The organism is Streptomyces sp. NBC_01476 (assembly GCF_036227265.1).
Taxonomy (GTDB): Bacteria; Actinomycetota; Actinomycetes; order Streptomycetales; family Streptomycetaceae; genus Actinacidiphila.
Genome location: NZ_CP109446.1, coordinates 6,081,963 through 6,107,812, shown reverse-complemented (window position 1 = coordinate 6,107,812; position 25,850 = coordinate 6,081,963). Strand labels below are relative to the sequence as shown.

Genomic DNA, 25,850 nt, shown 5'->3' with positions numbered 1-25,850 from the left:
GCCGGAGGCGCCGGGTGGCTGAACGGACGTCAGCCACCCGGCGATTGAGGGTGTGTACGGTCCCGGCGCACCCCCCGGCGCACCCCCCGGCGGCTCCCGGTGCCGCCGACGGGCTCAGAGGTCCAGGCCGGTGAGGACGAGCACCCGCTCGTAGGTGTAGTCGTCCATCGCGTACTTCACGCCCTCGCGTCCGTTGCCGGAGTCCTTCACCCCGCCGTACGGCATCTGGTCGGCGCGGTACGACGGCGCGTCGCCGATGATCACGCCGCCGACCTCCAGTTCCCGGTGCGCCCGGAAGGCCAGCCGCAGGTCGTGGGTGAAGACACCGGCCTGCAGCCCGTACCGGGAGTCGTTCACCGCGGCGAACGCCTCGTCGGCGCCGTTCACCCGGTGCAGCGAGAGCACCGGGCCGAACGCCTCCGCGCCCGCCAGGATCGCGTCGCCCGGCAGGTCGGCCAGCACGGTCGGCGCGTAGCTCGCGCCGTCCCGCTCGCCCCCGGTCAGCAGCTTGGCGCCCTTGGCGACGGCGTCGTCCACCCAGGAGGCGACCCGCTCGGCGGCGGCCTCGTTCACCAGCGGGCCCACGTCGGTGGCGTCGTCGCCCGGGTCACCGGTGACCTGCGCGCGTACCTTCGTGACGACCTTCTCCACCAGCGCGTCGTACACCGAGGCGTCGGCTATCACCCGCTGCACCGAGATGCAGGACTGGCCGCCCTGGTAGTTGGCGAAGGTAGCGATCCGGCCGGCCGCCCACTCCAGGTCCTCCTCGGACGACCAGTCGGCGAGCACCACGGCCGCCGCGTTGCCGCCGAGTTCCAGCGTGACGTGCTTGCGGGGCACCGCGTCCCTGATGGCGTAACCGACCGCGTCCGAGCCGGTGAAGGAGATGACCGGCAGCCGCGGGTCCTGGACCAGCGCGGGCATCCGGTCGTTGGGCACCGGCAGGACGCTCCACGCCCCGGCGGGCAGCCCGGTGGTCTCGGCCAGCAGTTCGCCGAGCAGCAGGGCCGACAGCGGGGTGGCCGGGGCAGGCTTGAGAATGATCGGGGCGCCGACCGCGAGCGCGGGGGCGACCTTGTGGGCGACCAGGTTCAGCGGGAAGTTGAAGGGGGCGATGCCGAGCACCGCGCCGCGGCCGAACCGGCGGGTCAGCGCGAGCCGGCCCACGCCGCCCGGGTCGGTGTCCAGCCGCTGCGCCTCGCCGCTGTTGAAGCGGCGGGCCTCCTCGGCGGCCCACCGGAACACCGACACCGCGCGCCCGACCTCGCCGCGCGACCACTTGACCGGCTTGCCGTTCTCGGCGGTGATCAGCCGGGCGATCTCCTCGGCCCGCTCCGCGAGGCACTTGGCGACATGGTCCAGCGCGGCGGCCCTGATGTGCGCGGGCGTCGCCTCGAAGGCGTGCCGCACGGCGGCGGCCGCGGCCACCGCCTCCTCGACCTGCGCCTCGTCGGGCACGCTGACCCGGGCGACGGGCGAACCGTCCCACGGGCTGGTCACCTCGAAGCTGTCGGCGCCGGTGGCCGGGCGCCCCGCCAGCCAGAACGGGCTCGGGGCTGCGGCTGAGGTTGTCACGGTTTCCGCCCTTTCCTGCACAACGGGATTGCCTGCCCTCACGGTAGGCGGCGGCCCCGGGGCGGTCCGTTGTCCATCACGGAGTACGGACCGCCCCGCCCGCTACGGATTGGCCAGCCCCACCACGCGGTTGCGCCGCCCTGCCGATCCAACTGACCCACGCCGCCGGACGGGGAAGCGAACGCGGTGCCGCAGATGGTGACGATCGCACCGGACGAGGCTTCCACCGCGCGGGCCGAGGTGGTCGGCGAGGCGCCGTCCTGCGCCGGAGGCGACGGGCCAGCTCAGAACGCGAGGCGGCGCGGGCAGCGCTGACGCGAAGCGGCGCGGGCCCCCCGACGTCGGCCGGCGCCGGGGCTCGGGACGGTCCCGGCACGGCGGCGGGGGCGGGCCGGGCGGGAGTCGCCCGGCGCCGGCCTAGGGGCTCTGCTCCCCCGCCTTCAGTGCCAGCCACAGCTCCATCCGGACGTCCGGGTCGTCCAGTGAGCGCCCGAGGATCTCCTCCACCCGCCGCATGCGGTAGCGCAGCGTGTGCCGGTGGACGCCGAGGTCCGCAGCGGCGGCGTCCCACTGGCCGTGGTGGGAGAGCCAGGCCGCCAGCGAGGCGACGAGGTCACCGCGTGAGGTGGAGTCGTGCTCGCGCAGCGGCCTGAGCAGACCCTCCGCGAAGGCCCGCACCGCGTCGTCGGCCAGCAGCGGCAGCACGGAGCCGGCGCCCACCTCGCCGTGCTCCACGAGGTTGAGCCCGCGGCGCAGCGCGACCGCGAGGGCGTTCTCGGCCTGGCGGTGGGCCTCGGGGACCTCTTCCGGCGGGACCGGTCCTGACAGGCCCGCCGCGAGGGCGTCCTCGGCCTCCGCGAGGTCCACCGCGGTGGCCAGCGACGTGGCGTCCTCGGCGGCCAGCACGAGGAGCCGGGGGCCTTCGCGTACCGCCAGCAGCGGCTCGGCGGCCCGGGCGGCTGCCGCCTCGGTGCGTTCGGCGAGCAGCGCCACGGCGTCCAGGCCGCTGTGTGCCCCCGCGGGTTCGGCGATCAGGAGCCGCAGCCGCTGATCCAGCAGCGTGCCGTAGAGGCGGCCCGCGACGCTGCGGGCGTGCTCGGCCTGCCCGGCCAGCAGCATCCTGAGCAGGGCCGCGGCCAGCCGGCCCTGGGCGTCCTGGAGGGTCCGGGACTGCTCCAGGGAGAGGGACAGCAGGGCGACGGCGGCGTTGACGACGTAGCGGGCGGCGGTGTCGAGGCGCTCCTCGGTGCCGACGGCGAGGAAGCCGCGCGGGCGGCGGCCGGTACCCAGCGACTGGAGTTCGACCCGGTCCTCGGTGCCGGCCGGCCCGGCGACGGCGGCGCTGGCCGGCGCCGGTGTGTCGCGGAGCCGGTCGATCTCGCCGGCCAGCCGGGCGGCCCGGCGGCCCGCCCAGTCGGGCGCGGCGGCGAGCACGGCGCCGGAGGAGTCGTACAGGGCGGCCCAGCCGTCGAGGTGGGCGGCGAGCCGGGCGAGCAGCGCTCCGGTGCCGTCGGGGGCGAGCGCGGCCCTGGTGAGTTCGCGCTGAGCCTCGAACCCGGCGGTCACCGCCTGGTACTGGTCGGCGGCGACGGCCGCGGACACCGCCTTGCTGATGGCGATGAAGGGCGTGGCGCGCGGGACCTCCAGCAGCGGAAGACCGGCCCCGGCGGCGGCGCCCACCAGCGCCTGCGGCACCTCGTCATGGCCGACGCCGACCCCGAAACCAAGACCCACCACACCGGCCGCGGCGAGCCGTGTGACGTAGGCGCGCAGGAAGTCCGCGTCCTGGACGTCGAGCTTGAGGCCGGTGGTGAGCAGCAACTCGCCGCCCTCCAGATACGGTCCCGGATCGTCCAGCTCACTGGTGTGGACCCAGCGGACCTCGGCGTCGAGCCGGTCCGCACCGGCGAGTACGGAGAGCTTCAGCGCCGAGTGGTGGGCGAGGGACGCGAGAGTGAGCGGCATACGGTCCTGGCGTGCGGTGGGTGTGCGGCGGGCGGTACGGGCGGTGCGGTCAGGGCGGTCGGCCTGTTCCGGCCGGTCACGGCCGACCGGTCCCCTTGATTGTGCCGCACCCCGGGGCACCCTCACGCCCGCAGGTCGAGCAGCACCGGCGGGGCGTGCTCCCCCGCGGTGGTGGTCAGCGAGAGCACGGCGTGCCCGGCCGGGACGCTGTGCGCCAGTTCCGAGGCGGACCAGCGCTCGCGTTCCACCTTGCGCACGGTGACGGACTCGGTGGTCGCGGCCTCGCCGGTGAAGAGCCGCCGCACCCCCCGTGAGGTGCGGCGCAGCAGGCCGCCCGACTGGTCGGGGGTGCGGGTGATGTCCCGGGTCTCGACCCAGGTGGTCCCCCATGCCTCGGCGAACCGCCTGCCGTCCCAGGTGGTGACCCCGGACAGCGCCATCCGGCAGCCGACCGCGCCGAGCAGCGCGCTGCGCAGTGCTTCGGGGACGTCGTCGAGGGTGCGCAGGGTGAGCAGCGCCCCGGCGTTCGCGGACCGCAGCCTGGCCAGACCGCGTACGGCGTCGGCGGTGAGGGTGTGCGAGGCGTCGTCCAGCACCAGGCAGGCGAAGAGCGAGCGGTCCCGGCGGGCGGTGACGGCGGCGGTGAACTGGGCGAGCACCAGCCGGGCCAGTATCCGGGAGGCCTCGGCGTGGCCGCGCTCGGGCAGGTCGATCCGTACCCGCAGCGGGTGCTCCAGCGCGTACATCGAGAACGGACGGGAGCGCCCGGTGACGTCGAAGAAGCCGGCGAAGGCGGGCCGGTCGAGCAGCGCCACCCGGTCGGCGAGCAGCGGGCCGATGTCGCCGGGGCGGCCCACTTGCCGTTCCCGGGCGTCGAGCTCGCGGACCATGCCGGGCGCCCCGGCCGCATCGAGGGCTTCGCGCAGGGCGGCGAAGGTGTGCGGGATGCCGTCGAGGAGTTCCCGGAGTTCGGTGACGGACGGGAAGTGGCCGTGGGCGGCGGCGTACGGGCCGAGCAGCTGGCTGAGCGCCGTGCCGGCCCGGCGCAGGTCGCCCTCCTCGGTGGAGTGCGCGTCCAGCAGTGCCTCGGCGAGGGTGCCGGCGGCGGCGTCCGGGTCGGTGCTGCCGCCGTACAGGTCCAGGTCGTAGCGGGAGGCGGGGTCGGCGAGCGAGATCACCACGTCGTAGGCGGCGGCCGGGCCGAGGTCCGCGCCCGCCGGGGCGACCGCGACGACCGCGGCCTGCCCGGCGAGGGCCTGCAGGCACAGCGACTCGATGACCGGCCGGACCACCTGCCGGGTCTTCCCGGAACCGGGCGGACCGACCGCGAGCAGCCCGGTGCCGAGCAGCGTCGGGTCGAGCGCGATGCCGGAGCCGCGGTGCTGGTACGGGTTGCGGTCGTCGTCGGCGCCGAGGCCGATCCGCACCTGCCGGTTGAGCAGGTCGTGGGGGGCGCCGCGGTGCGGCAGGTCGCGGTCGCCCGAGGGGTGGCCGCAGGCCGCGGCGCCCAGTCGCAGCACCGCGTCGCTGAAGGCGCCGAGCCGGCCAGGGTCGGACCGTACGCCGGTCCAGGCGCGCTGGATCCGGGTGTAGTCCACGTCGTTCATCCGCCCGGTGCGGACCTCGGCGGTCAGCCGGTCGGCGAGGGCGTACTGGCGGGCCTCGCGCAGTTCGGGCCATTCCACCAGGTCCACCGCCCCCGCCTCCGGCGCGGCCCCGGGCGCGGGCTCGTCCCACATGCCGCTGAGGGTGGGGCGGATGTAGCGGCGCCAGACCTCGGCCCAGTTCCCGAGCCTGCCGAAGATCCAGGCGAGCAGCAGCGCGAAGAGCACGTAGTAGATGTCGGAGGCGACCGCGAAGGCGTGCGCGTCTCCGGTGCCGCTGCGCCAGTCGTCGGGGGTGACCCAGATCAGCGGCCAGATCCAGAACGGCAGATAACCGTTCCAGCACAGGGACCAGACCAGGAGGCCGGAGAGCAGCGCGAGCACGGCGCCGCCGAGCAGCCGGCGGCCGCCGGGGCGGTCCGGGTCCGGCGCGGGACGCGGCGTGTGTCCGTACCCCCACACCCCCGGCGCGTCCACCGCCCGCGGCGTCCGCAGCCACACCTCCAGCGCCGACGCCGGAGGCGCCTGCGCGGGCATCGGCGGCGGGGCGGACGGCCGCGGCACGGGTGCGCCGGCCGGCTTGCCCGGGACACGCTGTCCGCCGCCCCCGTACGGACCCGCCGAGTGGTGCGTGCCGTCGTAATCCATGGCGTCCATGGCGTGCTGCCCCTCGCCCCTTGGCCCCTCGACCCGTCGTTCGACGATGCGCTCAATGTAGATGCGCTCAATGTAGTGGAGCCGCTACGCAGGTAAAAGGATCTTGGCAGGAGCCGGCGGCGGCGCGCGCACTGTCCGTTCCGGCAAAACCGGACCCGGCAGTGTTACCTATCGGCGTATGCAGGTGTGCCGGGCCCGGCCTAGCCTGCGGGAAGCGGCGCCATCGTACGGAACGCCCCCCGCCGGCCGCCGCGGCCACCATCGAGTCGCCCGCCCACGAGGCCACCACAGACTCCACGAGGAGAGTGCCCCCATGACCGAACTGCCCCAGGAGCGCCGGCTCGTCACCGCCATTCCCGGCCCGAAATCCCAGGAGCTGCTGGCCCGCAAGAACGCCGCCGTCGCCAACGGCGTGGGGGTGACCCTGCCGGTGTTCGTGACCCGGGCCGGCGGCGCGGTGGTGGAGGACGTGGACGGCAACCGGCTGATCGACTTCGGCTCCGGCATCGCCGTCACCTCGGTCGGCAACAGCGCCCCCGCCGTGGTGCGCCGGGCCACCGAGCAGCTCGCCGACTTCACCCACACCTGTTTCATGATCACTCCGTACGAGGGCTATGTGGAGGTCGCCGAGCAGCTGGCCGAGCTGACCCCGGGCGACCACCCGAAGAAGTCGGCGCTCTTCAACTCCGGCGCCGAAGCGGTGGAGAACGCGGTGAAGATCGCCCGTGCGTACACCAAGCGGCCCGCGGTGGTGGTCTTCGACCACGGCTACCACGGCCGGACCAACCTCACAATGGCGCTGACCGCGAAGAACATGCCCTACAAGGAGGGCTTCGGGCCGTTCGCGCCCGAGGTCTACCGGGTGCCGCTGGCCTACGGGTACCGGTGGCTGACCGGTCCCGAGCACGCCGCCGAGGAGGCCGCGGCGCAGGCGGTCGAGATCATCACCAAGCAGATCGGCGCCGAGCACGTGGCGGCGATCGTGATCGAGCCGATCGCCGGCGAGGGCGGCTTCATCGAGCCGGCCAAGGGCTTCCTGCCGCGGATCGCGCAGTTCGCCAAGGAGAACGGGATCGTGTTCGTGGCGGACGAGATCCAGACCGGTTTCTGCCGGACCGGGCAGTGGTTCGCGTGCGAGGACGAGGGCATCGTGCCGGACCTGATCACCACCGCGAAGGGCATCGCGGGCGGGCTGCCGCTGGCGGCGGTGACCGGCCGGGCGGAGATCATGGACGCGGCGCACTCGGGCGGCCTGGGTGGCACGTACGGGGGCAACCCGGTGGCGTGCGCGGCGGCGCTCGGGGCGATCGAGACGATGCGGGAGCTGGACCTGCCGGCGAAGGCGCGGCGGATCGGCGAGGTGATGACGCCGCGGCTGCGGGCGATGCAGGAGAAGTTCCCGGTGATCGGGGAGGTCCGCGGGCGCGGCGCGATGATCGCGGTGGAGCTGGTGGAGCCGGGCACCAAGGAGCCGGACCCGGCGGTGACCTCGGCGGTGGCGAAGGCGTGCCACGCGGCCGGGCTGATCGTCCTCACCTGTGGCACGTACGGGAACGTGTTGCGCTTCCTGCCGCCGCTGGTCATCGGGGAGGATCTGCTCAACGAAGGTCTCGACATCATCGAGGAGGCCCTCGCCGGGGTGTGAGTCCCGGAGAATGGGTCCCGGACTCCGGTGCGTGCCGCGGGGTGCGCGCCGGAGCGCGGGCGGACGGAGCCCGTCCGGTTGCGGGCCGGTGGCCAGCGGGAAGTCACCGGGCGTAAGGATCGCAAGGCGGACGGCAGGGGGGCGGGCGAGGTCGTGAAGAAGGTGTGCGGGCCTGATGGCGGACGGGTGATCGCAGGCCCTGGCGGGACTTCTGTGACGTACGGTTTCCGAGGAACACCCCGCTCGTGGCGGACTCCCCAGAAAGCCACGAGTGACAACGCGCCGGTGAATCCCCATCACCGGCACGGCAGTGCCCTCGCGCACGACACCGTCGGGGCCTCCGGTCCCGGCAATCCTCGCCGATCGGCCGGCCGTTCGTCCCACACCCCCCGGGACGGGCGGCGCGGCGATCGCCCTGGCCGCCCCGGAACTCTCCCCCCTGTTCCGGGGCGGCTTCTTCCGTTGCCGGCGCTGACCGGGCTCTTCGTGCTCGGGGTGCTGCTCTTCGCGGCGCTCACCTGGCAGGTCTCCTCCGGCGGGCCGCTGGTGGACCGCGACGCCGCGGTGCTGCGCTGGTTCGACCGCACGGCGGCCGGCAACTCGTGGTTCACCTCCACCGCGCACTACTTCTGCAAGCTGGGGAACATCCAGGTCGCGGTGCCTGTGCTGCTGATCGTGATCGGGGCGACCGGGTGGGTGGGCCGCCGGCTGGCGCTGCCCCGCTGGTGGCTGCAGCCGGCCGCGGCCGCCCTGGTCATCGCGGTGCTGCCGGTCGTGGTGACGGTGGTGAAGGACGCGGTGCACCGGCCCGCGCCGGGCTCGGTCGTCCCCGACCCCAGCGGCTACGGCTACTTCCCGTCCGGTCACACCGCGACGTCCGCGGTGGCCTACGGGGCCGCCGCGCTGCTGCTGCTCCCCTGGGTACGCGGCCGGGCGGCCCGGGCGGCGCTGCTGGCGGGCACGCCGCTGCTGCTCCTCGCGGTCGGCTTCAGCCTGGTGTGGTGCGACTACCACTGGCCGCTGGACGTGCTGGCGAGCTGGTGCCTGACGCTGAGCCTGCTCACGGTGGTGGTGGCGGCCCGGGCGGCGGTGGACCGCGCGGTCGCGGCCCGGGCCGCCGCCGGGGAGCCGGTGACGGTCAGCTGTTCGTCGGGAAACCCAGGTTGATGCCCCCGTGGGAAGGGTCGAGCCACCGCTGGGTGACGGCCTTGCCGCGGGTGAAGAACTTCACGCCGTCCTCGCCGTAGGCGTGGGTGTCGCCGAAGAGCGAGGACTTCCAGCCGCCGAAGGAGTAGTAGGCGACCGGCACCGGGATCGGCACATTGATGCCGACCATGCCGACCTCGACCTCGTGCTGGAAGCGGTGGGCGGCGCCGCCGTCGTTGGTGAACAGCGCGGTGCCGTTGCCGTAGGGGTTGGCGTTGATCAGCGCCAGGCCCTCGTCGTAGGAGGCCACCCGGACCACGGAGAGCACCGGGCCGAAGATCTCGTCGTCGTAGACCGACATGCCGGGGCGGACGTGGTCGAAGAGGGTGGGACCGAGCCAGAAGCCGGTCGCCTCGCCCTTGACCGGGTGGGTGCGGCCGTCCACGGTGAGGGTGGCGCCGTCGGCGACGCCGGTGTCGAGGTAGGCGGTGACCTTGTCCCGGTGGGCGCCGGTGACCAGCGGGCCCATCTCGGAGCCGGCCGCGCTGCCGGGGCCGACGGTGAGACCGGCGATGCGTTCCGTGATCCGCTCCACCAGCTGGTCGCCGACCGGGTCGACGGCGACCAGGACGGACACCGCCATGCAGCGTTCGCCGGCCGCGCCGTAACCGGCGTTGACGGCGGCGTCGGCGGCCAGGTCCAGGTCCGCGTCGGGCAGCACCAGCATGTGGTTCTTGGCGCCGCCGAGCGCCTGGACGCGCTTGCCGTGCCGGGTGGCGGTCTCGTAGACGTAGGACGCGATCGGGGTGGAGCCGACGAAGGAGACCGCCTTGACGTCGGGGTGCTCCAGCAGCCGGTCGACGGTGGGCTTGTCGCCGTGCACGACGTTGAAGACGCCGTCGGGCAGGCCGGCCTCGCGCCACAGGGCGGCCAGGAAGTTCGCGGCCGACGGGTCCTTTTCCGAGGGCTTCACCACGACCGTGTTGCCGGCCGCGATGGCCAGCGGGAAGAACCACATCGGCACCATGGCGGGGAAGTTGAACGGGGAGATGATCGCGACCGGGCCGAGCGGCTGCCGGATGGAGTAGACGTCGACGCCGGTGGACGCCTGCTCGGTGTAGCCGCCCTTGATCAGCTGCGGGATGCCGCAGGCGTACTCGACGACTTCGAGGCCGCGGGCGATCTCGCCCAGGGCGTCGGAGTGCACCTTGCCGTGCTCGGCGACGATGACCGAGGCGAGTTCTTCCCGCCGGGCGTTGAGCAGTTCACGGAAGGCGAACAGGACCGTGGTGCGTCTGGCGACCGAGGTGTGCCGCCACTGGGCGAAGGCGTCGACCGCGGCGCCGACCGCCAGGTCCACCACCGCGTCGTCGGCGAAGTCCACCTGGCCGGTGACCTTCCCGGTGGCGGGGTCGTACACGTCGCCGTGGCGGTGCGCGCTGCCGTGCCAGGGCCGGCCGGCGATCCAATGGGTGATGTGCGAGGTCGTCACGGGCTGACCTTTCCGTCGTCATGTGTTTCCGAGTGTCGCCACGGGGGACGCCCGGCCACAAGCACCACGCGGTCGGCGGATCACCTGTGCCTGCCCGGTCGTACGTGGTGGCCGGTCAGCCGCCCGCGATCTGGGCGGCCGCTTCGTGCATGGCCAGTTCGAGCACCATCGGATCGGTGAGGTGCCCGGTGCCGTCGGGCGGGACCAGCCACCGTACGCCCCCGGTCGGCCGGCCCGGGTACGGCACCACGATCCAGGTGCCGCGCCCCGCCGCCCGTACCCCCGTGCCCAGCCAGCGGTTCGCGGTCCCCGGCGGTACGAAGAAGCCCATCCGGGAGTCCCCGAAGTCCGCGAGCACCGGCCCCGGCCGGTCCATCAGCCGGGAGAGGATGTCCAGGGTGGGATACCCCAGCTCCCCGCTGAGGATCAGCACGTCCCACTTCCGTCCGGCCGGCAGCAGCGCCACCCCCAGCGGGTTGCGTTCCCACTCGAAGCGGGTCGCCTCCGGGTCGGCCGCCACCGACACCAGCCATGCGATCGCGCTCTTCGGTCCGGCGCCGCCCATGCCGGCCCCTCCTTCTCTCCGTTGCCCCCTGGTGGCGTGTGCCCCCGGAGGAAGAGAGCGAGGTCGGCGCGGATTATGACGCGGTTTTCCCTACTCATCGGTAGTGGTCCGGAGCACGTGGGCAGCCCGGCTCCGGGACGCGCCGGCGGCTCAGCTGTCGAAGCCGAGTCCGGCCCGGTCGAGCGCCCGCAGCCACAGATTCCGCCTCCCGCCGGACTCGTCGGCCCGCGCCATCGACCACTGGGTGATCCCGATCCCGACCGAGGCGAGGGGCTCGGGCGGGAAGGGCAGCGGGCGGCGCCTGACCATCTCCGGCGCGGTCCGCTCGGTGGCCGCCCCGGCGAGCAGGTCGAGCATCACCTCGGCCCCGAAGCGGGTGGCGCCGACGCCCAGCCCGGTGTACCCGGCCGCGTAGGCGACCCGGCCGCCGTGCGCGGTGCCGAAGAACGGCGAGAAGCGGGAGCAGGTGTCGATCACCCCGCCCCAGCTGTGGCTGAACCGCACCCCCTCCAGTTGCGGGAAGCAGGCGAAGAAGTGCCGGGCCAGCCTGAGGTACGTCGCCGGCCGGTGGTCGTAGGCGGAGCTGATCCGCCCGCCGCGCGGATACACCGCGTCGTAACCGCCCCACAGGATGCGGTTGTCGGCGGTGAGCCGGAAGTAGTGGAACCGGTTGGCGGTGTCGGCGAGCCCCTGCCGCCGCTGCCAGCCGATGGCGGCGCGCTGCTCACCGGTGAGCGGCTCGGTCATCAGCGCGTAGTCGTAGACGGGCACGGTGTACGGGCGGATCCGGCGGATCAGGGACGGGAAGACGCCGGTGCCCAGGGCGACCTGGCGGGCGAGCACCCTGCCGTACGGCGTACGGACCGCCGACGCGGCGCCGTGCCGGTCAAGGGCGGTGGCGGGGGTGCGCTCGTAGATGCGCACCCCGAGACCGGCGGCGGCGCGTTTGAGGCCCCAGGCGAGCTTCGCCGGGTGCACCAGGGCGACGCCCCGCTCGTCGTACACCCCGCCGAGGAAGGTCGGTGAGTCGACCTCGGCGCGCACCTCGTCGCGGTCGAGCAGCTTCAGGTCCACGCCCAGCGGGGTCACCGTCCGGTGCAGGTCCCGCAGTTCGTCCCACTGGTGGGGGGCGGTGGCCAGGTCGATCTCGCCGGTCCGTTCGAAGTCGCAGTCCAGGCCGTGCCGCCCGACCGCTTCCTCGATGGCGTCGAGGTTGCGGTCGCCCAGCTCCTGGAGCTGGGCGAACTCCGCGGGCCAGCGGGCCAGCGCGTTGAGCGGGCCGTGGGTGATGCTGGCCGCGCAGAAGCCGCCGTTGCGGCCGGAGGCGGCCCAGCCGATCCGGCCGGCCTCGATGAGGACGACATCACGGCCGGGGTCGCGCTCCTTGGCGAGCAGCGCGGTCCACAGCCCGCTGTACCCGCCGCCGACCACCAGCAGGTCGCAGTGCTCCTCGGCGGTGAGCGCGGGCTCGGCGGCGGGCCTGCCGGGGTCGTCCAGCCAGTACGGGGCCGGCTCGGTGTCGGCGAGGCTGCGGGCTGGATCCATGGTTCTCCCACTCTCGGGGTGTGCTCGGTCGCGGTACGGGGATCAGGCGCGTGCCCTCCTGCGTCCGCGGCCGCCGATGAGCTGTCCGGCCAGCACCAGCAGCACGGCGATCACGAACATCGCGGTCCCGATCACATTGACCTGGACCGGGGTGCCGCGCTGCGCCGACCCCCAGACGAACATCGGGAACGTCACCGAGTTGCCGGCGTTGAAGCTGGTGATGATGTAGTCGTCGAAGGAGAGCGCGAAGGAGAGCAGCGCGCCGGCCGCGATACCGGGGGCAGCCAGCGGCAGGGTGATCCGCAGGAAGGTCTGCACCGGGGTGGCGTAGAGGTCCTGCGCGGCCTGTTCGAGCCGCGGGTCCATGCTCATCACCCGGGCCTTGACCGCGGTGACCACGAAACTCAGGCAGAACATGATGTGCGCGATGAGGATGGTCCAGAAGCCGAACCGGATCCGCATGTTGAGGAAGAGGGTGCCCAGCGAGGCGCCCATCACCACCTCGGGCATCGCCATCGGCAGGAAGATCAGCATGTTCGTGGCGGCCCGGCCGCTGAACCGGTAGCGGGCCAGCGCGAAGGCCGTCAGCGTGCCCAGGACGGTCGCGCCGACCGTGGCGAGGACGGCGATCTTCAGGCTGAGGGTGAGCGACCCGCACATGCCGGCGACGCTGCAGGGGTGCTGCCAGGCGTCGGTGGAGAACTCGTTCCAGGTGTAGTTGAAGCGGCTCTTCGGCTTGTTGAAGGAGAAGACCAGCACCACCACGTTGGGCAGGATGAGGTAGGCCAGGGTGATCACACCGGCGATCACCACCAGGTGCTTGCGCAGCCACCGGATCGGGCTCATCAGACCAGTTCCTCCGTCCCGGCCCTGCGGACGTAGACGGTGACGATCCCGAGGATGACCGCCATCAGGATGAAGGACAGGGCGGCGGCCGTCGGGTAGTCGAGGACCCGCAGGAACTGCGACTCGATGACGTTGCCGATCATCTGCTGGTTGGTGGAGCCCAGCAGTTCGGCGTTGATGTAGTCGCCGGACGCCGGGATGAAGGTGAGCAGGGTGCCGGCCACCACCCCGGGCATGGACAGCGGGAAGGTCACCTTGCGGAAAGTGGTGAACGGGGTGGCGTACAGGTCGCCGGACGCCTCGTGCAGCCTGCCGTCGACCCGTTCGAGCGAGCTGTACAGCGGCAGGATCATGAACGGCAGGAAGTTGTACGTGAGGCCGCAGACCACGGCCAGCGGGGTGGCCAGCACCCGGTCGCCCTGGGTGACGCCGATCGACGACGTCAGGTCCAGCAGGTGGATGTCGTTGAGGAAGCTCACCACCGGGCTCTGGTCGGCGAGGATCGTCTCCCAGGCGAGGGTGCGGATCAGGAAGCTGGTGAAGAACGGCGCGATCACCAGGATCAGCGCCAGGTTGCGCCAGCGCCCGGCCCGGAAGGCGATGGTGTACGCCAGCGGGTAGCCGATCAGCAGACAGAGCACGGTGGCGATGCCGGCGTAGACCAGCGACCGCAGGAAGTGCGGCCAGTAGGCGTCGAGCGCGTGCCAGTAGGTCGCGAAGTGCCAGGTGACCTTGAAGCCGTCCTCCAGTGTGCCGGTCTGCACGGAGGTCGACGCCTGGTAGACCATCGGGGCGACGAAGAAGACCAGCAGCCAGGCAACCCCGGCAAGCAGCAGCAGATACGGGACCAGGCGGCGGCGCCGGACGGCCTTCTTCAGCGCGGCCGGCAGCGGGGCGGGCGCGGGCGGCGGCGGATCGGTGACAGGCGCGGTGGCGGCGCTCATACCACGGCCTCCGCGGCTTGCCCGGCCTCGGCCTCGGTCTCCAGCCCCGCGTCGATGTCCTGGTCGGCGTCGAGCCCGAAGGTGTGCTCGGGGTTCCAGTGCAGGACGACGGGGGCGCCGGGTACGAGCCGGCCGTCGCGCTCCACGTTCGGTACGAAGACCTCCAGTTCCGGGCAGACCGGGGAGTCGACGACGTACTGGGTGGAGACCCCGATGAAGCTGGAGTCGACGATCCGGCCGTGCACCCGGTTGCGTCCCTGGGGTATCGCGGCCTCGTCGTCGCGGTGGGCGAGGGTGATCTTCTCCGGGCGGACGCCGGCCAGCACCCGGCCGCCGACCGCGGCCTTGGGGCGGCAGCGGGCGGTGGGCAGGGTCAGCCGCTGCCCGGCCGACACCAGGTGGAGTTCGCCGTCGCCGATCCCGGTCACCTCGGTCTCGATCAGGTTGGAGGTGCCGAGGAAGTTGGCCACGAAGGTGGAGGCCGGGTTCTCGTAGAGGTCGGCGGGGGCGCCGAGTTGCTCGACCCGCCCGGCGTTCATCACCGCGACCGTGTCGGCCATCGTCATCGCCTCCTCCTGGTCGTGGGTGACATGGATGAAGGTGATGCCGACCTCGGTCTGGATCCGCTTGAGCTCCAGCTGCATCTGCCGGCGCAGTTTCAGGTCGAGGGCGCCGAGCGGTTCGTCCAGGAGCAGCACCTGCGGCTGGTTGATCAGCGCGCGGGCGACCGCGACGCGCTGCTGCTGGCCGCCGGAGAGCTGGCTGGGCTTGCGGCGGGCCAGCGGGCCGAGCTGCACCAGCTCCAGCATCTCGCCGACCTGCTTCTTCACCGACTTGATGCCGCGCCGGCGCAGGCCGAAGGCGACGTTCTCGTAGACGTCCAGGTGCGGGAAGAGCGCGTAGTTCTGGAAGACCGTGTTGACCGGGCGCTTGTACGGAGGCAGGGCGGTGACGTCCCGTCCGCCGAGCCGCACCGAGCCGGACGAGGGGGTCTCCAGTCCGGCGATCATCCGCAAGGTGGTGGTCTTGCCGCAGCCGGACGCGCCGAGCAGGGCGAAGAAGGAGCCGGCCGGTACGGCCAGGTCGAGCGGGTGGACGGCGGTGAAGGAGCCGTACTCCTTGCTGATGCCGGTGAGGCGGACGGCGTCCTGCGAGGTGTCGTCCGCGCCGCCCGCGGCGCCGCGGTCCTCGGTGGCGTCCGCCGGACTCGTGCTGGGGATCGTCATGGGGTGTCCTCTGGGGTGCGAAGAGCGGCCGGAGCCGGGGAGGGGCCGGGTCAGGCGCCGATGAGCTTGGAGAACGCCGCCTCGTACCGGGTGTCCTCGGCGTCGCTGAGGGAGCGGAACGAGTGCGTCTTGGCGTCCATGGCCGCGTCCGGGAGGATCAGCGGGTTGGCGGCCAGCGAGGGGTCGATCTTCGTCAGGTACGGCTTCACCCCGGCCACCGGGCACACGTAGTTGATGTACGCGGCGAGCTGCGCGGCGACGGGCGGCTCGTAGTAGTAGTCGATGAGCCGTTCGGCGTTGGTCTTGTGCCGGGCCCGGTCCGGGATCAGCAGGTTGTCGGTGGAGGACATGAACCCGGAGTCGGGGAAGACGTACTCGATGTTCGGGTCGTCGAGCCGCAGCTGCACCAGGTCGCCGGCCCAGGCGACGCAGGCGGCGATGTCGCCCTTGCTGAGGCCGTCGGTGTAGTCGTTGCCGGTGAACTTGCGGATCTGCTGGCTGTCGACGGCCTTCTGGATCCGGGCGATGGCCGCGTCGTAGGTGTCGTCGGTGACCTTCTCCGGCTTCTCGCCCATGTCGAGCAGCGTCATCCCGACGCTGTCGCGCATCTCCGAGAGCATGGCGACCTTGCCCTTGAGGGAGGTGTCCTCCAGCAGCTGCGAGATCGAGGTGACCTTCCGGCCGCCGGTGGCCTTCTTGTTGTACGCGATACAGGTGGCGATGCCCTGCCAGGGGTAGGAGTAGGCGCGGCCGGGGTCCCAGTCGGGGCTGCGGAAGCGCTGTTCCAGGTTGGCGTAGGCGTTCGGCAGGTGGGAGGCGTCGAGTTTCTGCACCCAGCCGAGCCGGATCATCCGGCCGGCCAGCCAGTCGGTGAGCACCATCAGGTCGCGACCGGTGTCCTGGCCGGCCGACAGCTGCGGCTTGATCTTGCCGAAGAACTCGATGTTGTCGTTGATGTCCTCGGTGTACTTGACCTGGATGCCGGTGCGTTTGGTGAACGCCTCCAGGGTGGGGCGGTGCTTGCCGTCGTCCGAGACGTCGATGTACTCGGTCCAGTTGGAGAAGTTGACGACCTTCTCCTGTGCCGAGTGGTCGGTCGAGGCGGTGGTGCTGCCCTGCCGGCCGGCGGCCGGTATGCCGCAGGCGGTCAGCCCGGCGGTGACGACCGCGCCGAACGCCCCGGCGCGCAGCAGCGACCTGCGGGTCAGCGCGGCGCGCCCGGTGGTGAGGCTGCGCAGGGTCGCCGCGCGCTGCGGCGGGGAGAGGGACTCGAACTGCTCCATGGGTGGTGCCCTTCCGGGGGACCGGCCGGGGGGACGGCAGGTTGGGACGGGGGGTCGGGGCCGAAGGTGTGCGGGTCCTTGCGGGGCGGTGCTACGGGCGGCCGGCGCCGAAGACGGTGCGGTGCCAGGGCTTCCGCGCGACCGCGGTCGTGTCGTACATGACGTGCTTGACCTGGGTGTACTCCTCGAAGGAGTACGAGGACATGTCCTTGCCGTAGCCGGAGGCCTTGACCCCGCCGTGCGGCATCTCACTGATGATCGGGATGTGGTCGTTGATCCAGACGCAGCCCGCCCGCAGCTCCCGGGTGGCGCGGCCGGCGCGGTAGACGTCGCGGGTCCAGGCGGACGCGGCCAGTCCGTACGGTGTGTCGTTCGCCAGGGCCAGCCCCTCGTCGTCGGTGTCGAAGGGCAGCGCCACCAGCACCGGTCCGAAGATCTCGCTCTGCACCGCTTCGCTGTGCTGTGCGGCTCCGGTGATCAGGGTGGGGAGGTAGTACGCGCCGGCCGCGAGCTTGTCGCCGGGCGCCGCGCCGCCGGTGACGACGGTGGCGTATCCGCGGGCCCGGTCCACGACGGCGGCGACCTTGTCGCGGTGGGCGGCGGAGATCAGCGGGCCGAGGTCGGTCGCCGGGTCGAAGACGTCGCCGGGCACCACGGTCGTCATCAGGTCGGCCACCGCGGTCACGAAGGCGTCGTACAGCGGGCGCTGGACGTAGGCGCGGGTCGCGGCGGTGCAGTCCTGGCCGCTGTTGATCAGCGCGGCGGCGACCGCTCCGTGGGCGGCGGCCTCCACGTCCGCGTCGTCGAAGACCACGAACGGCGCCTTGCCGCCCAGTTCAAGGTGGAGCCGCTTGGTGGTGCCGGCCGCGAGCGAGGCGATCCGGCGGCCGACGGCGGTGGAGCCGGTGAAGGAGGTCATCGCCACGTCGGGGTGGGCCACCAGGTGCTCGCCCGCCACCGTGCCGGTGCCGGTGACGATGTTGACCACGCCCGCGGGCAGTCCGGCGTCGGTGGCGGCCTCGGCGAGCAGCAGGGTGGTCAGCGGCGTGAGTTCGGCGGGCTTGAGGACGATGGTGTTGCCCGCGGCGACGGCCGGCAGGATCTTCCACGCGGCCATCTGCAGCGGGTAGTTCCAGGGGGCGACGGAGCCGATCACGCCGAGCGGTTCGCGCCGTACGTACGAGGTGTGGTCCGGGCTGTACTCACCGGCCGCCCTGCCCTCCAGGTGCCGGGCGGCGCCGGCGAAGAACGCGGTGTTGTCCACGGTGCCGGGCACGTCGAAGCCGCTGCTCAGCCGGATCGGTTTGCCGCACTGCAGCGATTCGGTGCCGGCCAGGTCATCGGCGCGCTCGGCCAGCAGGCCCGCCAGCCGGTGCAGGGCGTCGGACCGCTCGGCCGGGGTGGCGCCCGCCCAGCCGGGCAGCGCGGCCTTCGCCGCGGCCACCGCGGCGTCCACGTCCGCCGGCCCGGCCGTCGCGTACTCCCACACCGCCCGTCCGGTCGCGGGGTCGACGACGCGGAAGGTCTCCCCGCCGGTCCCGTCCCGCAGCCCGCCCGCGATGTACTGGGCGGCGCCGCCGAACCGCTCCGCGGCTCCGGTCACCTGGTCCATCACGCCTCTCCTCGCCTCCGCGCCCCGTCCGTTACGGCGTGGCAAAAGCCTGGATTGGTCGCCGATCCTGGCAGAGGAATGAACCTTCAACAAGTGATTCCGTTGTTGCCTTTTGGTTACGCGACGAATTCTGTGCCCGGCCTGTCCCGCGGCCCTCGCCCGTACCGCCGCTGCGCGGTGCCCGCGGGCCCGTCCGGGGGGCCACCTAGGATGAGGGGTCACGACCAGCCCCCGTGGAAGGAAACCCCGCATGACCGACAGCGCGACCGGCCAGGTACCCGGCACCGGACTCGGCGGGGGCGGGCTCGACGCCTTCATCGCCGGACTGCCGAAGGCCGAGCTGCATGTCCACCACGTGGGGTCCGCCTCCCCGCGGATCGTCGCCGAGCTGGCCGCACGGCACCCCGACGCAGGTGTGCCGGCCGATCCGGAGGCGCTCGCGGAGTACTTCAGCTTCCGTGATTTCGCGCACTTCATCCAGGTCTATCTCTCGGTGGTGGACGTGATCCGGGACGCCGAGGACGTCCGGCTGCTCACCTTCGAGGTGGCCCGGGACATGGCCCGGCAGAACATCCGGTACGCCGAGCTGACCGTGACGCCGTTCTCCTCGACCCGGCGCGGCATCCCGGGCGAGGCGTTCATGGAGGCGATCGAGGACGCCCGCAAGTCGGCGGAGTCGGAGCTGGGCGTACAGCTGCGCTGGTGCTTCGACATCCCCGGCGAGGCCGGTCTGGAGTCGGCCGAGGAGACCGCCCGGCTGGCGCTGGACCTGCGCCCCGACGGCCTGGTCTCCTTCGGCCTCGGCGGCCCGGAGATCGGGGTGCCCCGGCCGCAGTTCAAGCCGTACTTCGACCGGGCCAGGGCGGCCGGCCTGCACAGCGTGCCGCACGCCGGCGAGACCACCGGGCCGCAGACCATATGGGACGCGCTCAACGACCTCGGCGCCGAGCGGATCGGCCACGGCACCAGCTCCGTCCAGGACCCGCGGCTGCTGGCGCACCTGGCCGAGCAGCGCATCCCGCTGGAGGTCTGCCCGACCTCCAACATCGCTACCCGCGCGGTCGCCTCGCTGGAGGAGCACCCGATCCGGCAGATGGCCGAGGCGGGCGTGCTGGTCACCGTCAACAGCGACGACCCGCCCATGTTCGGCACCGACCTCAACACCGAGTACGCGGTCGCCGCCCGGCTGCTGGGACTCGACCCCGCGGGCGTCGCGGCGCTGGCCAAAAACGCCGTCGAGGTGTCCTTCCTGGACCCGGCCGGCAAGCGCGCGCTGACCGGCGAGATCGACGCCTACACGGCGGCCTGGGGGTGACGGCGCAGGCGGTGGCGCACCGCGGCGACCCGTACCACTTCCGGGAGAACACCCTGCCGTCGGTGCGCTCCGCGCTGTCCAAGGGCGCGGACGTGGTGGAGGTCGACGTCAGGCTGACCAGGGACGGCGTGCCGGTGCTGCTGCACGACCCGACACTGGAACGGCTCTGGGGCCACCCCACCGAGGTGGGCGCGCTCACCGCGGCGGAGGTCGCGCAGCTCACCGGCGGCGGTGTGCCCACCCTGGCCGCCGCGCTGGAGGAGCTGCGGGCGCACACCACGGGCCGCCTGCTGCTGGACCTCACGGAGCCGGAGCAGGTGGGGACGGTGCTGGCGGCGGTACGGGACGCGGGCGCCGCGGACCGGGTCTACTACTGCGGTGAGCTCACCGCGATGTTCGAGGTGCGGGCACACCAGCCGGCCGCGGAGGTCGCCATGACCTGGAAGACCACCGCCCGCCCGCCGGCCGGCCTGCTCGCGGAGCTGGCGCCGCGCTGGCTCAACTACCGCTTCCCGCTGGCCGACCGGGCGACGGTCGCGTGGACCCACGACCACGGTTTCCTGGCGGCGGCCTGGACCGCGGACTGGGGGCGCTCGATGTCCCGCCTGCTGGCAGCCGGCGTCGACGCGATCACCACCAACCGGCTGGACGCGCTGCGGCGGCTCCTGCCCCGCGACTGACGGACGCGGGGGCCGGACGAAGCGCCCGGCCCCGCACGCGTACCGGCACGGGGCCGGCACCGGCGCCGGCACCCGAACCCGCACCGGCACCCGCACCCGCACCCGCACCCGCCGGAGAAGAACCCTTACGCGTCCAGCGACGTCATCACGTGCTTGATCCGCGTGTAGTCCTCGAAGCCGTACCCGGACAGGTCCTTGCCGTAGCCGGACTTCTTGAAGCCGCCGTGCGGCATCTCCGCGACCAGCGGGATGTGCGTGTTGATCCACACGCAGCCGAAGTCGAGGCGCTTGGCCATCCGCATCGCCCGGCCGTGGTCCTTCGTCCAGACCGAGGAGGCCAGCGCGTACTCGACGCCGTTCGCCCACTCCACCGCCTGCTCCTCGTCACGGAACGACTGGACGGTGATGACCGGGCCGAAGACCTCGCGCTGGACGATCTCGTCGTCCTGCCGGAGCCCGGAGACAACGGTCGGCGCGAAGAAGTAGCCGCGCTCCCCCACCCGGTGCCCGCCGGTCTCGACCTTGGCGTGTCCGGGCAGCCGCTCGATGAAGCCGGTGACCTGCGCCAGCTGACGGGCGTTGTTCAGCGGCCCGTAGAGCACGTCCTCGTCGTCCGGAAGCCCGGTCCTGGTCTCGCCGGCCGCCTTGGCCAGCGCCGCGGTGAACTCGTCGTGGACCGACTCCTGCACCAGCACCCGGGTGGCCGCCGTACAGTCCTGGCCGGCGTTGAAGAACCCGGCCACCACGATGTCCTCGACCGCCTTGGGGATGTCGACGTCCTCGAAGACGACGACCGGCGCCTTGCCGCCGAGCTCCAGATGGACCCGCTTGACGTCCTTGGCCGCGGACCCGGCGACCTCGATGCCGGCCCGCACCGAGCCGGTGATGGACGCCATCGCCGGCACCGGGTGCTCGACCATCGCCCGGCCGGTGTCGCGGTCGCCGCAGACCACGTTGAAGACGCCCTTGGGCAGCACAGAGCCGAGGATCTCGGCGAGCAGCACGGTGGACGCGGGCGTGGTGTCGGACGGCTTGAGCACCACCGTGTTGCCGGCCGCCAGCGCGGGCGCGAACTTCCAGACCGCCATCATCATCGGGTAGTTCCAGGGAGCGACCTGTGCGCAGACCCCGACCGGCTCGCGGCGCACGAAGGACGTCAGCCCGTCCATGTACTCCCCGGCGGAGCGCCCCTCCAGCATCCGGGCGGCGCCGGCGAAGAACCGGATCTGGTCGACCATCGGCGGGATCTCCTCGCTCGCGGTCAGCCCGAGCGGTTTGCCGGTGTTCTCGCTCTCCACGGCGATCAGCTCGCCGGCCCGCGCCTCGACCGCGTCGGCGATCTTCAGCAGCGCCTTCTGCCGCTCCGAGGGCGTGCTGTCCCGCCAGGCGGGGAACGCCGCGGCAGCGGCGGCCATGGCCGCGTCGACGTCGTCCGCCCCGGACAGCGGCGCCGTGGCGTACGCCTCCCCGGTCACCGGGTTGACCACCTCGGTGGTGCGCCCGTCGGCGGCGTCGCGGAATTCTCCGTCGATGTAGTTGCGCAGAGTACGGAGTTCGGTCACGGCGCTAGCTCCCTGCCTGGTGGTGTCCAATGTCCAACTGCTGAGACAATGCCCAGCTTAGCCGGAGGACTGCCGTATTCGGCACACCCGCCAGACCGGGACAACTGATTCGGTTCTCTGCGTCACCGCCAGCAACGAATTTCATCGTGCGGGCCTTGCGTGACCGACGAACTCTCCTGCACAGTGGTGCGCGTGGCCACACGTGACAGAAACGGCGCCCCGTCGTCGATAGACGCGGTGTCGAAGGCGATCATCGAACAGCTCCAGGAGGACGGCCGCCGCCCGTACGCGGCGATCGGCAAGGCGGTGGGCCTGTCGGAGGCGGCGGTACGGCAGCGGGTGCAGAAGCTGCTGGACCAGGGTGTCATGCAGATCGTCGCGGTCACCGACCCGCTCACCCTGGGGTTCCAGCGGCAGGCGATGGTGGGCGTCAATGTCGAGGGCGACATCGACCCGGTCGCCGAGTCGCTGGCCGCCCTGGACGAGGTGGAGTACGTGGTGATCACCGCGGGCTCCTTCGACCTCCTGGTGGAGATCGTCTGCGAGGACGACGACCACCTGCTGGAGATGATCAACAAGCGGATCCGCGCGCTGCCCGGCGTGCGGTCCACCGAGAGCTTCGTCTACCTCAAGCTCCGGAAGCAGACCTACACCTGGGGAACCAGATAGCCATGAACGCGGATCAGTCTCAGCTGTCGAAGACCGCGTACGACCACCTGTGGATGCACTTCACCCGCATGTCGTCGTACGAGAACGCCCCCGTGCCCACCATCGTGCGCGGCGAGGGCACGTACATCTACGACGACCACGGCAAGCGGTACATCGACGGCCTCTCCGGGCTCTTCGTGGTCAACGCCGGGCACGGCCGCCGTGAGCTGGCCGAGGCGGCCGCCAAGCAGGCGCAGGAGCTGGCCTTCTTCCCGATCTGGAGCTACGCCCACCCCAAGGCCGTCGAACTGGCCGAGCGGCTGGCGCACTACGCGCCCGGCGACCTGAACAAGGTCTTCTTCACCACCGGGGGCGGCGAGGCCGTCGAGACGGCGTGGAAGCTGGCGAAGCAGTATCACAAGCTGACCGGCAACCACACGAAGTACAAGGTGATCTCCCGGGCCGTCGCCTACCACGGCACCCCGGCAGGTGCCTTGTCCATCACCGGGCTGCCCGCCCTCAAGGCGCCGTTCGAGCCGCTGGTGCCCGGCGCGCACAAGGTGCCCAACACCAACATCTACCGGGCGCCCATCCACGGCGACGATCCGGAGGCGTTCGGCCGCTGGGCCGCCGACCAGATCGAGCAGGAGATCATCTTCGAGGGGCCGGACACGGTCGCCGCGGTCTTCCTGGAGCCGGTGCAGAACGCCGGCGGCTGCTTCCCGCCGCCGCCCGGCTACTTCCAGCGGGTCCGCGAGATCTGCGACCGGTACAACGTGCTGCTCGTCTCCGACGAGGTGATCTGCGCCTTCGGGCGGCTCGGCACCATGTTCGCCTGCGACAAGTTCGACTTCGTCCCGGACATGATCACCTGCGCCAAGGCCATGACCTCCGGCTACTCCCCGATCGGCGCCTGCGTCGTCTCCGACCGGCTGGCCGAGCCGTTCTACCGCGGCGGCACCACCTTCCTGCACGGCTACACCTTCGGCGGCCACCCGGTGTCGGCCGCGGTGGCCCTGGCCAACCTCGACATCTTCGAGCGCGAGCGCCTCAACCAGCACGTGCTGGACCAGGAGGGCGCCTTCTTCGACACCCTGAAGAAGCTGCACGACCTGCCGATCGTCGGCGACGTCCGCGGCAACGGCTTCTTCTACGGCATCGAACTGGTGAAGGACAAGGCGACGAAGGAGACCTTCACCGACGAGGAGACCGAGCGGGTGCTGTACGGCTTCCTCTCCAAGGCGCTCTTCGACAACGGCCTGTACTGCCGGGCCGACGACCGCGGCGACCCGGTGGTGCAGCTGGCGCCGCCGCTCATCTCCGACCAGGCGCTCTTCAACGACATCGAGGGCATCCTGCGGGAGGTCCTCACCCAGGCGTGGACCAAGCTCTGACCGCCGCCCCGCAGGCCCGCCCGCGCGTCCGTACGGGGTAACCGGCCGCCGCGCCCGCCCGCGCCTGCGCGCGTCACTCCCGGCATCGTGCCTACGGTGCCGGGAGTGACTGCCTTTCCCCCGGCTCGTTTGACGCAGTGCGTTGGACTGACGCAGTGCGTTCGGCGCCCGTGTCGAACGCGCCGAGGGAACGACCCGCGGAGGAACGCCATGGTGGCCCCGCCCGACAACGATGTGCTCTGGGCCCGCGCCCTGCGCCACTCCCACCAGGGCTCGCCTGCCCTGCTCGGAATCTCGGTCAACGTCCGGGCCGGCGAGATCCTGGGGGTGGTGGGGCCGCGCGGCGCCGGCAAGTCCACTCTGCTGCACTGCCTGTCCGGGCAGCTGGTGCCGGACGAGGGCGAGGTGTGGTTCAACAGCGCCCCCGTGCACACCCTGCCGGAGGCCGCCCGCGAGGCGCTGCGCCGGGACCGGTTCGGCTGGATCGGCGCGGGCGCGCAGCTGCTGCCCGAGCTGACCGCCTGGGAAAATGCCGCGCTGCCGCTGCTGATGCGCGGTGACAGCCACCGGGTGGCGAAGGCGGCGGCCCAGGAGTGGCTGGAGCGGCTCGACATCGGTGAGGCCGCCCGCCGCCGGCCGGCCGACCTGATCCAGTCCCAGCGGCAGCGCGTCGCGGTCGCCCGGGCCCTGGTCACCGGCCCCGACGTGGTCTTCGCCGACGAGCCGACTGCCACGCTGCACCGCGCCGACCGCGCGCATGTGCTGCGTACGCTGACCAGCGCGGCCCGCTCGCACGGCATCACCGTGGTGCTCGCCACCAGTGACCCGGAGATCGCCCGGCACGCCGACCGCGCCATCACCCTGGTGGACGGCAGGCCCGACACCGCGATGCCCTCCCAGGACCGCGACCTCGCCGCTCCGGCCTCGGTATGAGCGGCGGCACGGCGGCGACCGGACGTCCGCGCACCGCGCAGGAGGCGGTGGTGGGCGGGTGCTGAGTCTGCGGGTACTTCGCGGCAGCCGTCCCGCGGCGCTGGGCCGGTGGGCGGGGGTGGCCGCCGCGGCGGCCGGCACCGGCCTGCTGCTGCTCTCCTCGCTCGGCTGGGCGCTGGCACACCCCCAGCACGGCGCCTCCGACGCGGTGGTGCGGCTCGGGTGGTGCGTGGTCCCGGTGGTGGTGACGGTGCAGCTCGCCGTGGCGGTCGGGCGCTCACAGCCCGCCGGTTGGCCGCAGGCGGGGCTGGCCGCGGCCGGGCTCGGCCGGACCGGCCGGGTGCTGCTGGCGGCGGCGACCACCGCGCTGGTCTGCGCGCTGGGCAGCGTGGTCGCGCTGCTGGTCTTCCTGCAGTTGCGCGGCGACGTGACCGGCGTGCCCTTCGACGGCGTCGGGCCCGGCCTGCTCGCGGCGGGCAGGACCCTGCCGCTGGCCGGTGCGGTCACGCTGCTCGCACTGGTCCCGGCGGCCGCGGCGGGCGCCACCGCGCTGCGGCTGCGGCCGGAGAAGGCACCGGCGCACGACGCGCCCCGGGGCCTGCCCTGGGGGGTCGCGCTCACCGCGGTGGGCCTGGCCGTCGAGGTGACCGCCACCCAGGGGGACGGGCTGCCGCTGCCCAGCGGCCTCGGCTCCATCCCGCCGGGGGCGGTGGCGGGCTGGGTCGTCGCCACGGCCGGCTTGATGCTGGCAGGCCCCGGCCTGGTCTACGGCTGCGGCCGGCTCCTGGCCTGCTTCCGCCCCGGTGCGCTGCGGCTGCTCGCCGGGCGCGCCCTGCAGCACGAGTCCCGCGCCATCGGCCGCCCGCTCGGCCTGCTCTCCGCCACCGCGGCGGCCTCGCTCGCCGCCTACGCCTTCCAGAACGACGGCGACCACCCGCTCGGTCCGGTCACCGTCTTCGCGGCCGTCCTCATCACGCTGTGCGTCCTCGCCACCTCGGCGCTGGCCCTGTGGCAGACGAAGAACTCCCGCCCCGAGGCCGCCGGCGCGCTGCGCGACATCGCCGCCTCGCCTTCCCTGCTGCGCGGTGCGGTGGCCCTGCGCAGCGCCGTGCTGCTCGCCGCCCTGGTCCCCACCAGCATCCTCGTCGCGGCCCTCTCCTCCGTCCCGGCCACGCGCTGACGCGTCAGGAAGGCCGGGCGGCGGCCTGCCCGG

The 25,850-nt window shown here is 72.8% G+C and carries 20 protein-coding genes; 8 read left to right on the top strand and 12 right to left on the bottom strand.

The annotated features are described in order from the left end of the window. Positions 1 to 114 precede the first annotated feature (114 nt). From OG552_RS26800 to OG552_RS26790, 3 genes are all read right to left on the bottom strand, one after another. Positions 115 to 1,575, bottom strand: a complete 1,461-nt coding sequence (locus OG552_RS26800) for an aldehyde dehydrogenase family protein (protein WP_329137161.1) — start codon at positions 1,573 to 1,575, stop codon at positions 115 to 117. A gap of 417 nt (positions 1,576 to 1,992) precedes the next feature. Beyond that, positions 1,993 to 3,540: a PucR family transcriptional regulator ligand-binding domain-containing protein gene (locus tag OG552_RS26795; protein WP_329137159.1), complete on the bottom strand. Its 1,548-nt coding sequence runs from the start codon at positions 3,538 to 3,540 to the stop codon at positions 1,993 to 1,995. A gap of 122 nt (positions 3,541 to 3,662) precedes the next feature. Beyond that, complete coding sequence (locus OG552_RS26790) at positions 3,663 to 5,792, bottom strand: ATP-binding protein (protein ID WP_329141160.1); 2,130 nt, start codon at positions 5,790 to 5,792, stop codon at positions 3,663 to 3,665. A gap of 322 nt (positions 5,793 to 6,114) precedes the next feature. Here OG552_RS26790 and gabT point away from each other — a divergent pair, with 322 nt between their 5' ends. Further along, on the top strand, positions 6,115 to 7,446 hold the full coding sequence (gabT, locus tag OG552_RS26785; RefSeq protein WP_329137157.1) for a 4-aminobutyrate--2-oxoglutarate transaminase: 1,332 nt from the start codon (positions 6,115 to 6,117) through the stop codon (positions 7,444 to 7,446). A 462-nt stretch (positions 7,447 to 7,908) separates the two neighbouring features. Beyond that, the gene (locus tag OG552_RS26780) at positions 7,909 to 8,613 is read left to right on the top strand and encodes a phosphatase PAP2 family protein (protein ID WP_329137155.1); all 705 of its coding nucleotides are present in this window, start codon (positions 7,909 to 7,911) and stop codon (positions 8,611 to 8,613) included. Here OG552_RS26780 and OG552_RS26775 read toward each other — a convergent pair. The 8 genes from OG552_RS26775 to OG552_RS26740 all read right to left on the bottom strand — a co-directional run bounded on the left by OG552_RS26775 (position 8,585) and on the right by OG552_RS26740 (position 18,105). Continuing rightward, on the bottom strand, positions 8,585 to 10,084 hold the full coding sequence (locus OG552_RS26775; RefSeq protein ID WP_329137153.1) for a CoA-acylating methylmalonate-semialdehyde dehydrogenase: 1,500 nt from the start codon (positions 10,082 to 10,084) through the stop codon (positions 8,585 to 8,587). The two genes, OG552_RS26780 and OG552_RS26775, sit on opposite strands and share 29 nt — an antisense overlap. Before the next feature lie 115 nt (positions 10,085 to 10,199). Continuing rightward, positions 10,200 to 10,649 (bottom strand): hypothetical protein, encoded by a 450-nt coding sequence (locus tag OG552_RS26770; protein ID WP_329137152.1) that lies wholly within the window; start codon positions 10,647 to 10,649, stop codon positions 10,200 to 10,202. 150 nt (positions 10,650 to 10,799) lie between these two features. Further along, positions 10,800 to 12,194, bottom strand: coding sequence for an NAD(P)/FAD-dependent oxidoreductase (locus OG552_RS26765; protein WP_329137150.1), 1,395 nt, complete (start codon positions 12,192 to 12,194; stop codon positions 10,800 to 10,802). Between the two features lie 42 nt (positions 12,195 to 12,236). Beyond that, positions 12,237 to 13,040: an ABC transporter permease gene (locus OG552_RS26760; RefSeq protein WP_329137148.1), complete on the bottom strand. Its 804-nt coding sequence runs from the start codon at positions 13,038 to 13,040 to the stop codon at positions 12,237 to 12,239. Next, complete coding sequence (locus OG552_RS26755) at positions 13,040 to 13,984, bottom strand: ABC transporter permease (RefSeq protein ID WP_329137145.1); 945 nt, start codon at positions 13,982 to 13,984, stop codon at positions 13,040 to 13,042. The genes OG552_RS26760 and OG552_RS26755 overlap by 1 nt, the downstream gene beginning before the upstream one ends. Further along, entirely contained in the window at positions 13,981 to 15,210 is a 1,230-nt protein-coding gene (locus OG552_RS26750; RefSeq protein WP_329137143.1) for an ABC transporter ATP-binding protein, read from the bottom strand. Before OG552_RS26750 ends, OG552_RS26755 begins: the two co-directional genes overlap by 4 nt. Positions 15,211 to 15,260: 50 nt before the next feature. Continuing rightward, entirely contained in the window at positions 15,261 to 16,493 is a 1,233-nt protein-coding gene (locus tag OG552_RS26745) for a polyamine ABC transporter substrate-binding protein (RefSeq protein ID WP_329137141.1), read from the bottom strand. 91 nt (positions 16,494 to 16,584) lie between these two features. After that, a complete protein-coding gene (locus tag OG552_RS26740) occupies positions 16,585 to 18,105 on the bottom strand; it encodes a gamma-aminobutyraldehyde dehydrogenase (RefSeq protein ID WP_329137139.1) in 1,521 nt (506 codons plus the stop codon). 250 nt (positions 18,106 to 18,355) lie between these two features. Here OG552_RS26740 and OG552_RS26735 point away from each other — a divergent pair, with 250 nt between their 5' ends. After that, positions 18,356 to 19,420, top strand: a complete 1,065-nt coding sequence (locus OG552_RS26735) for an adenosine deaminase (RefSeq protein ID WP_329137137.1) — start codon at positions 18,356 to 18,358, stop codon at positions 19,418 to 19,420. Beyond that, entirely contained in the window at positions 19,417 to 20,100 is a 684-nt protein-coding gene (locus OG552_RS26730; protein WP_329137135.1) for a glycerophosphodiester phosphodiesterase, read from the top strand. Before OG552_RS26735 ends, OG552_RS26730 begins: the two co-directional genes overlap by 4 nt. Before the next feature lie 125 nt (positions 20,101 to 20,225). On the opposite strand, the gene OG552_RS26725 is transcribed toward OG552_RS26730, so the two are convergent. Beyond that, positions 20,226 to 21,662 carry a gamma-aminobutyraldehyde dehydrogenase gene (locus OG552_RS26725; protein ID WP_329137133.1) on the bottom strand — a complete coding sequence of 479 codons (1,437 nt, stop codon included), beginning with the start codon at positions 21,660 to 21,662 and terminating at the stop codon, positions 20,226 to 20,228. A gap of 192 nt (positions 21,663 to 21,854) precedes the next feature. Here OG552_RS26725 and OG552_RS26720 point away from each other — a divergent pair, with 192 nt between their 5' ends. The 4 genes from OG552_RS26720 to OG552_RS26705 all read left to right on the top strand — a co-directional run bounded on the left by OG552_RS26720 (position 21,855) and on the right by OG552_RS26705 (position 25,817). Beyond that, on the top strand, positions 21,855 to 22,331 hold the full coding sequence (locus tag OG552_RS26720) for an Lrp/AsnC family transcriptional regulator (protein WP_329137131.1): 477 nt from the start codon (positions 21,855 to 21,857) through the stop codon (positions 22,329 to 22,331). Next, positions 22,316 to 23,704 carry an aspartate aminotransferase family protein gene (locus OG552_RS26715; RefSeq protein WP_329141158.1) on the top strand — a complete coding sequence of 463 codons (1,389 nt, stop codon included), beginning with the start codon at positions 22,316 to 22,318 and terminating at the stop codon, positions 23,702 to 23,704. Before OG552_RS26720 ends, OG552_RS26715 begins: the two co-directional genes overlap by 16 nt. Before the next feature lie 210 nt (positions 23,705 to 23,914). Continuing rightward, complete coding sequence (locus OG552_RS26710; RefSeq protein WP_329137128.1) at positions 23,915 to 24,637, top strand: ABC transporter ATP-binding protein; 723 nt, start codon at positions 23,915 to 23,917, stop codon at positions 24,635 to 24,637. A 58-nt stretch (positions 24,638 to 24,695) separates the two neighbouring features. After that, positions 24,696 to 25,817, top strand: coding sequence for a hypothetical protein (locus OG552_RS26705; protein ID WP_329137127.1), 1,122 nt, complete (start codon positions 24,696 to 24,698; stop codon positions 25,815 to 25,817). Positions 25,818 to 25,850: the final 33 nt, after the last annotated feature.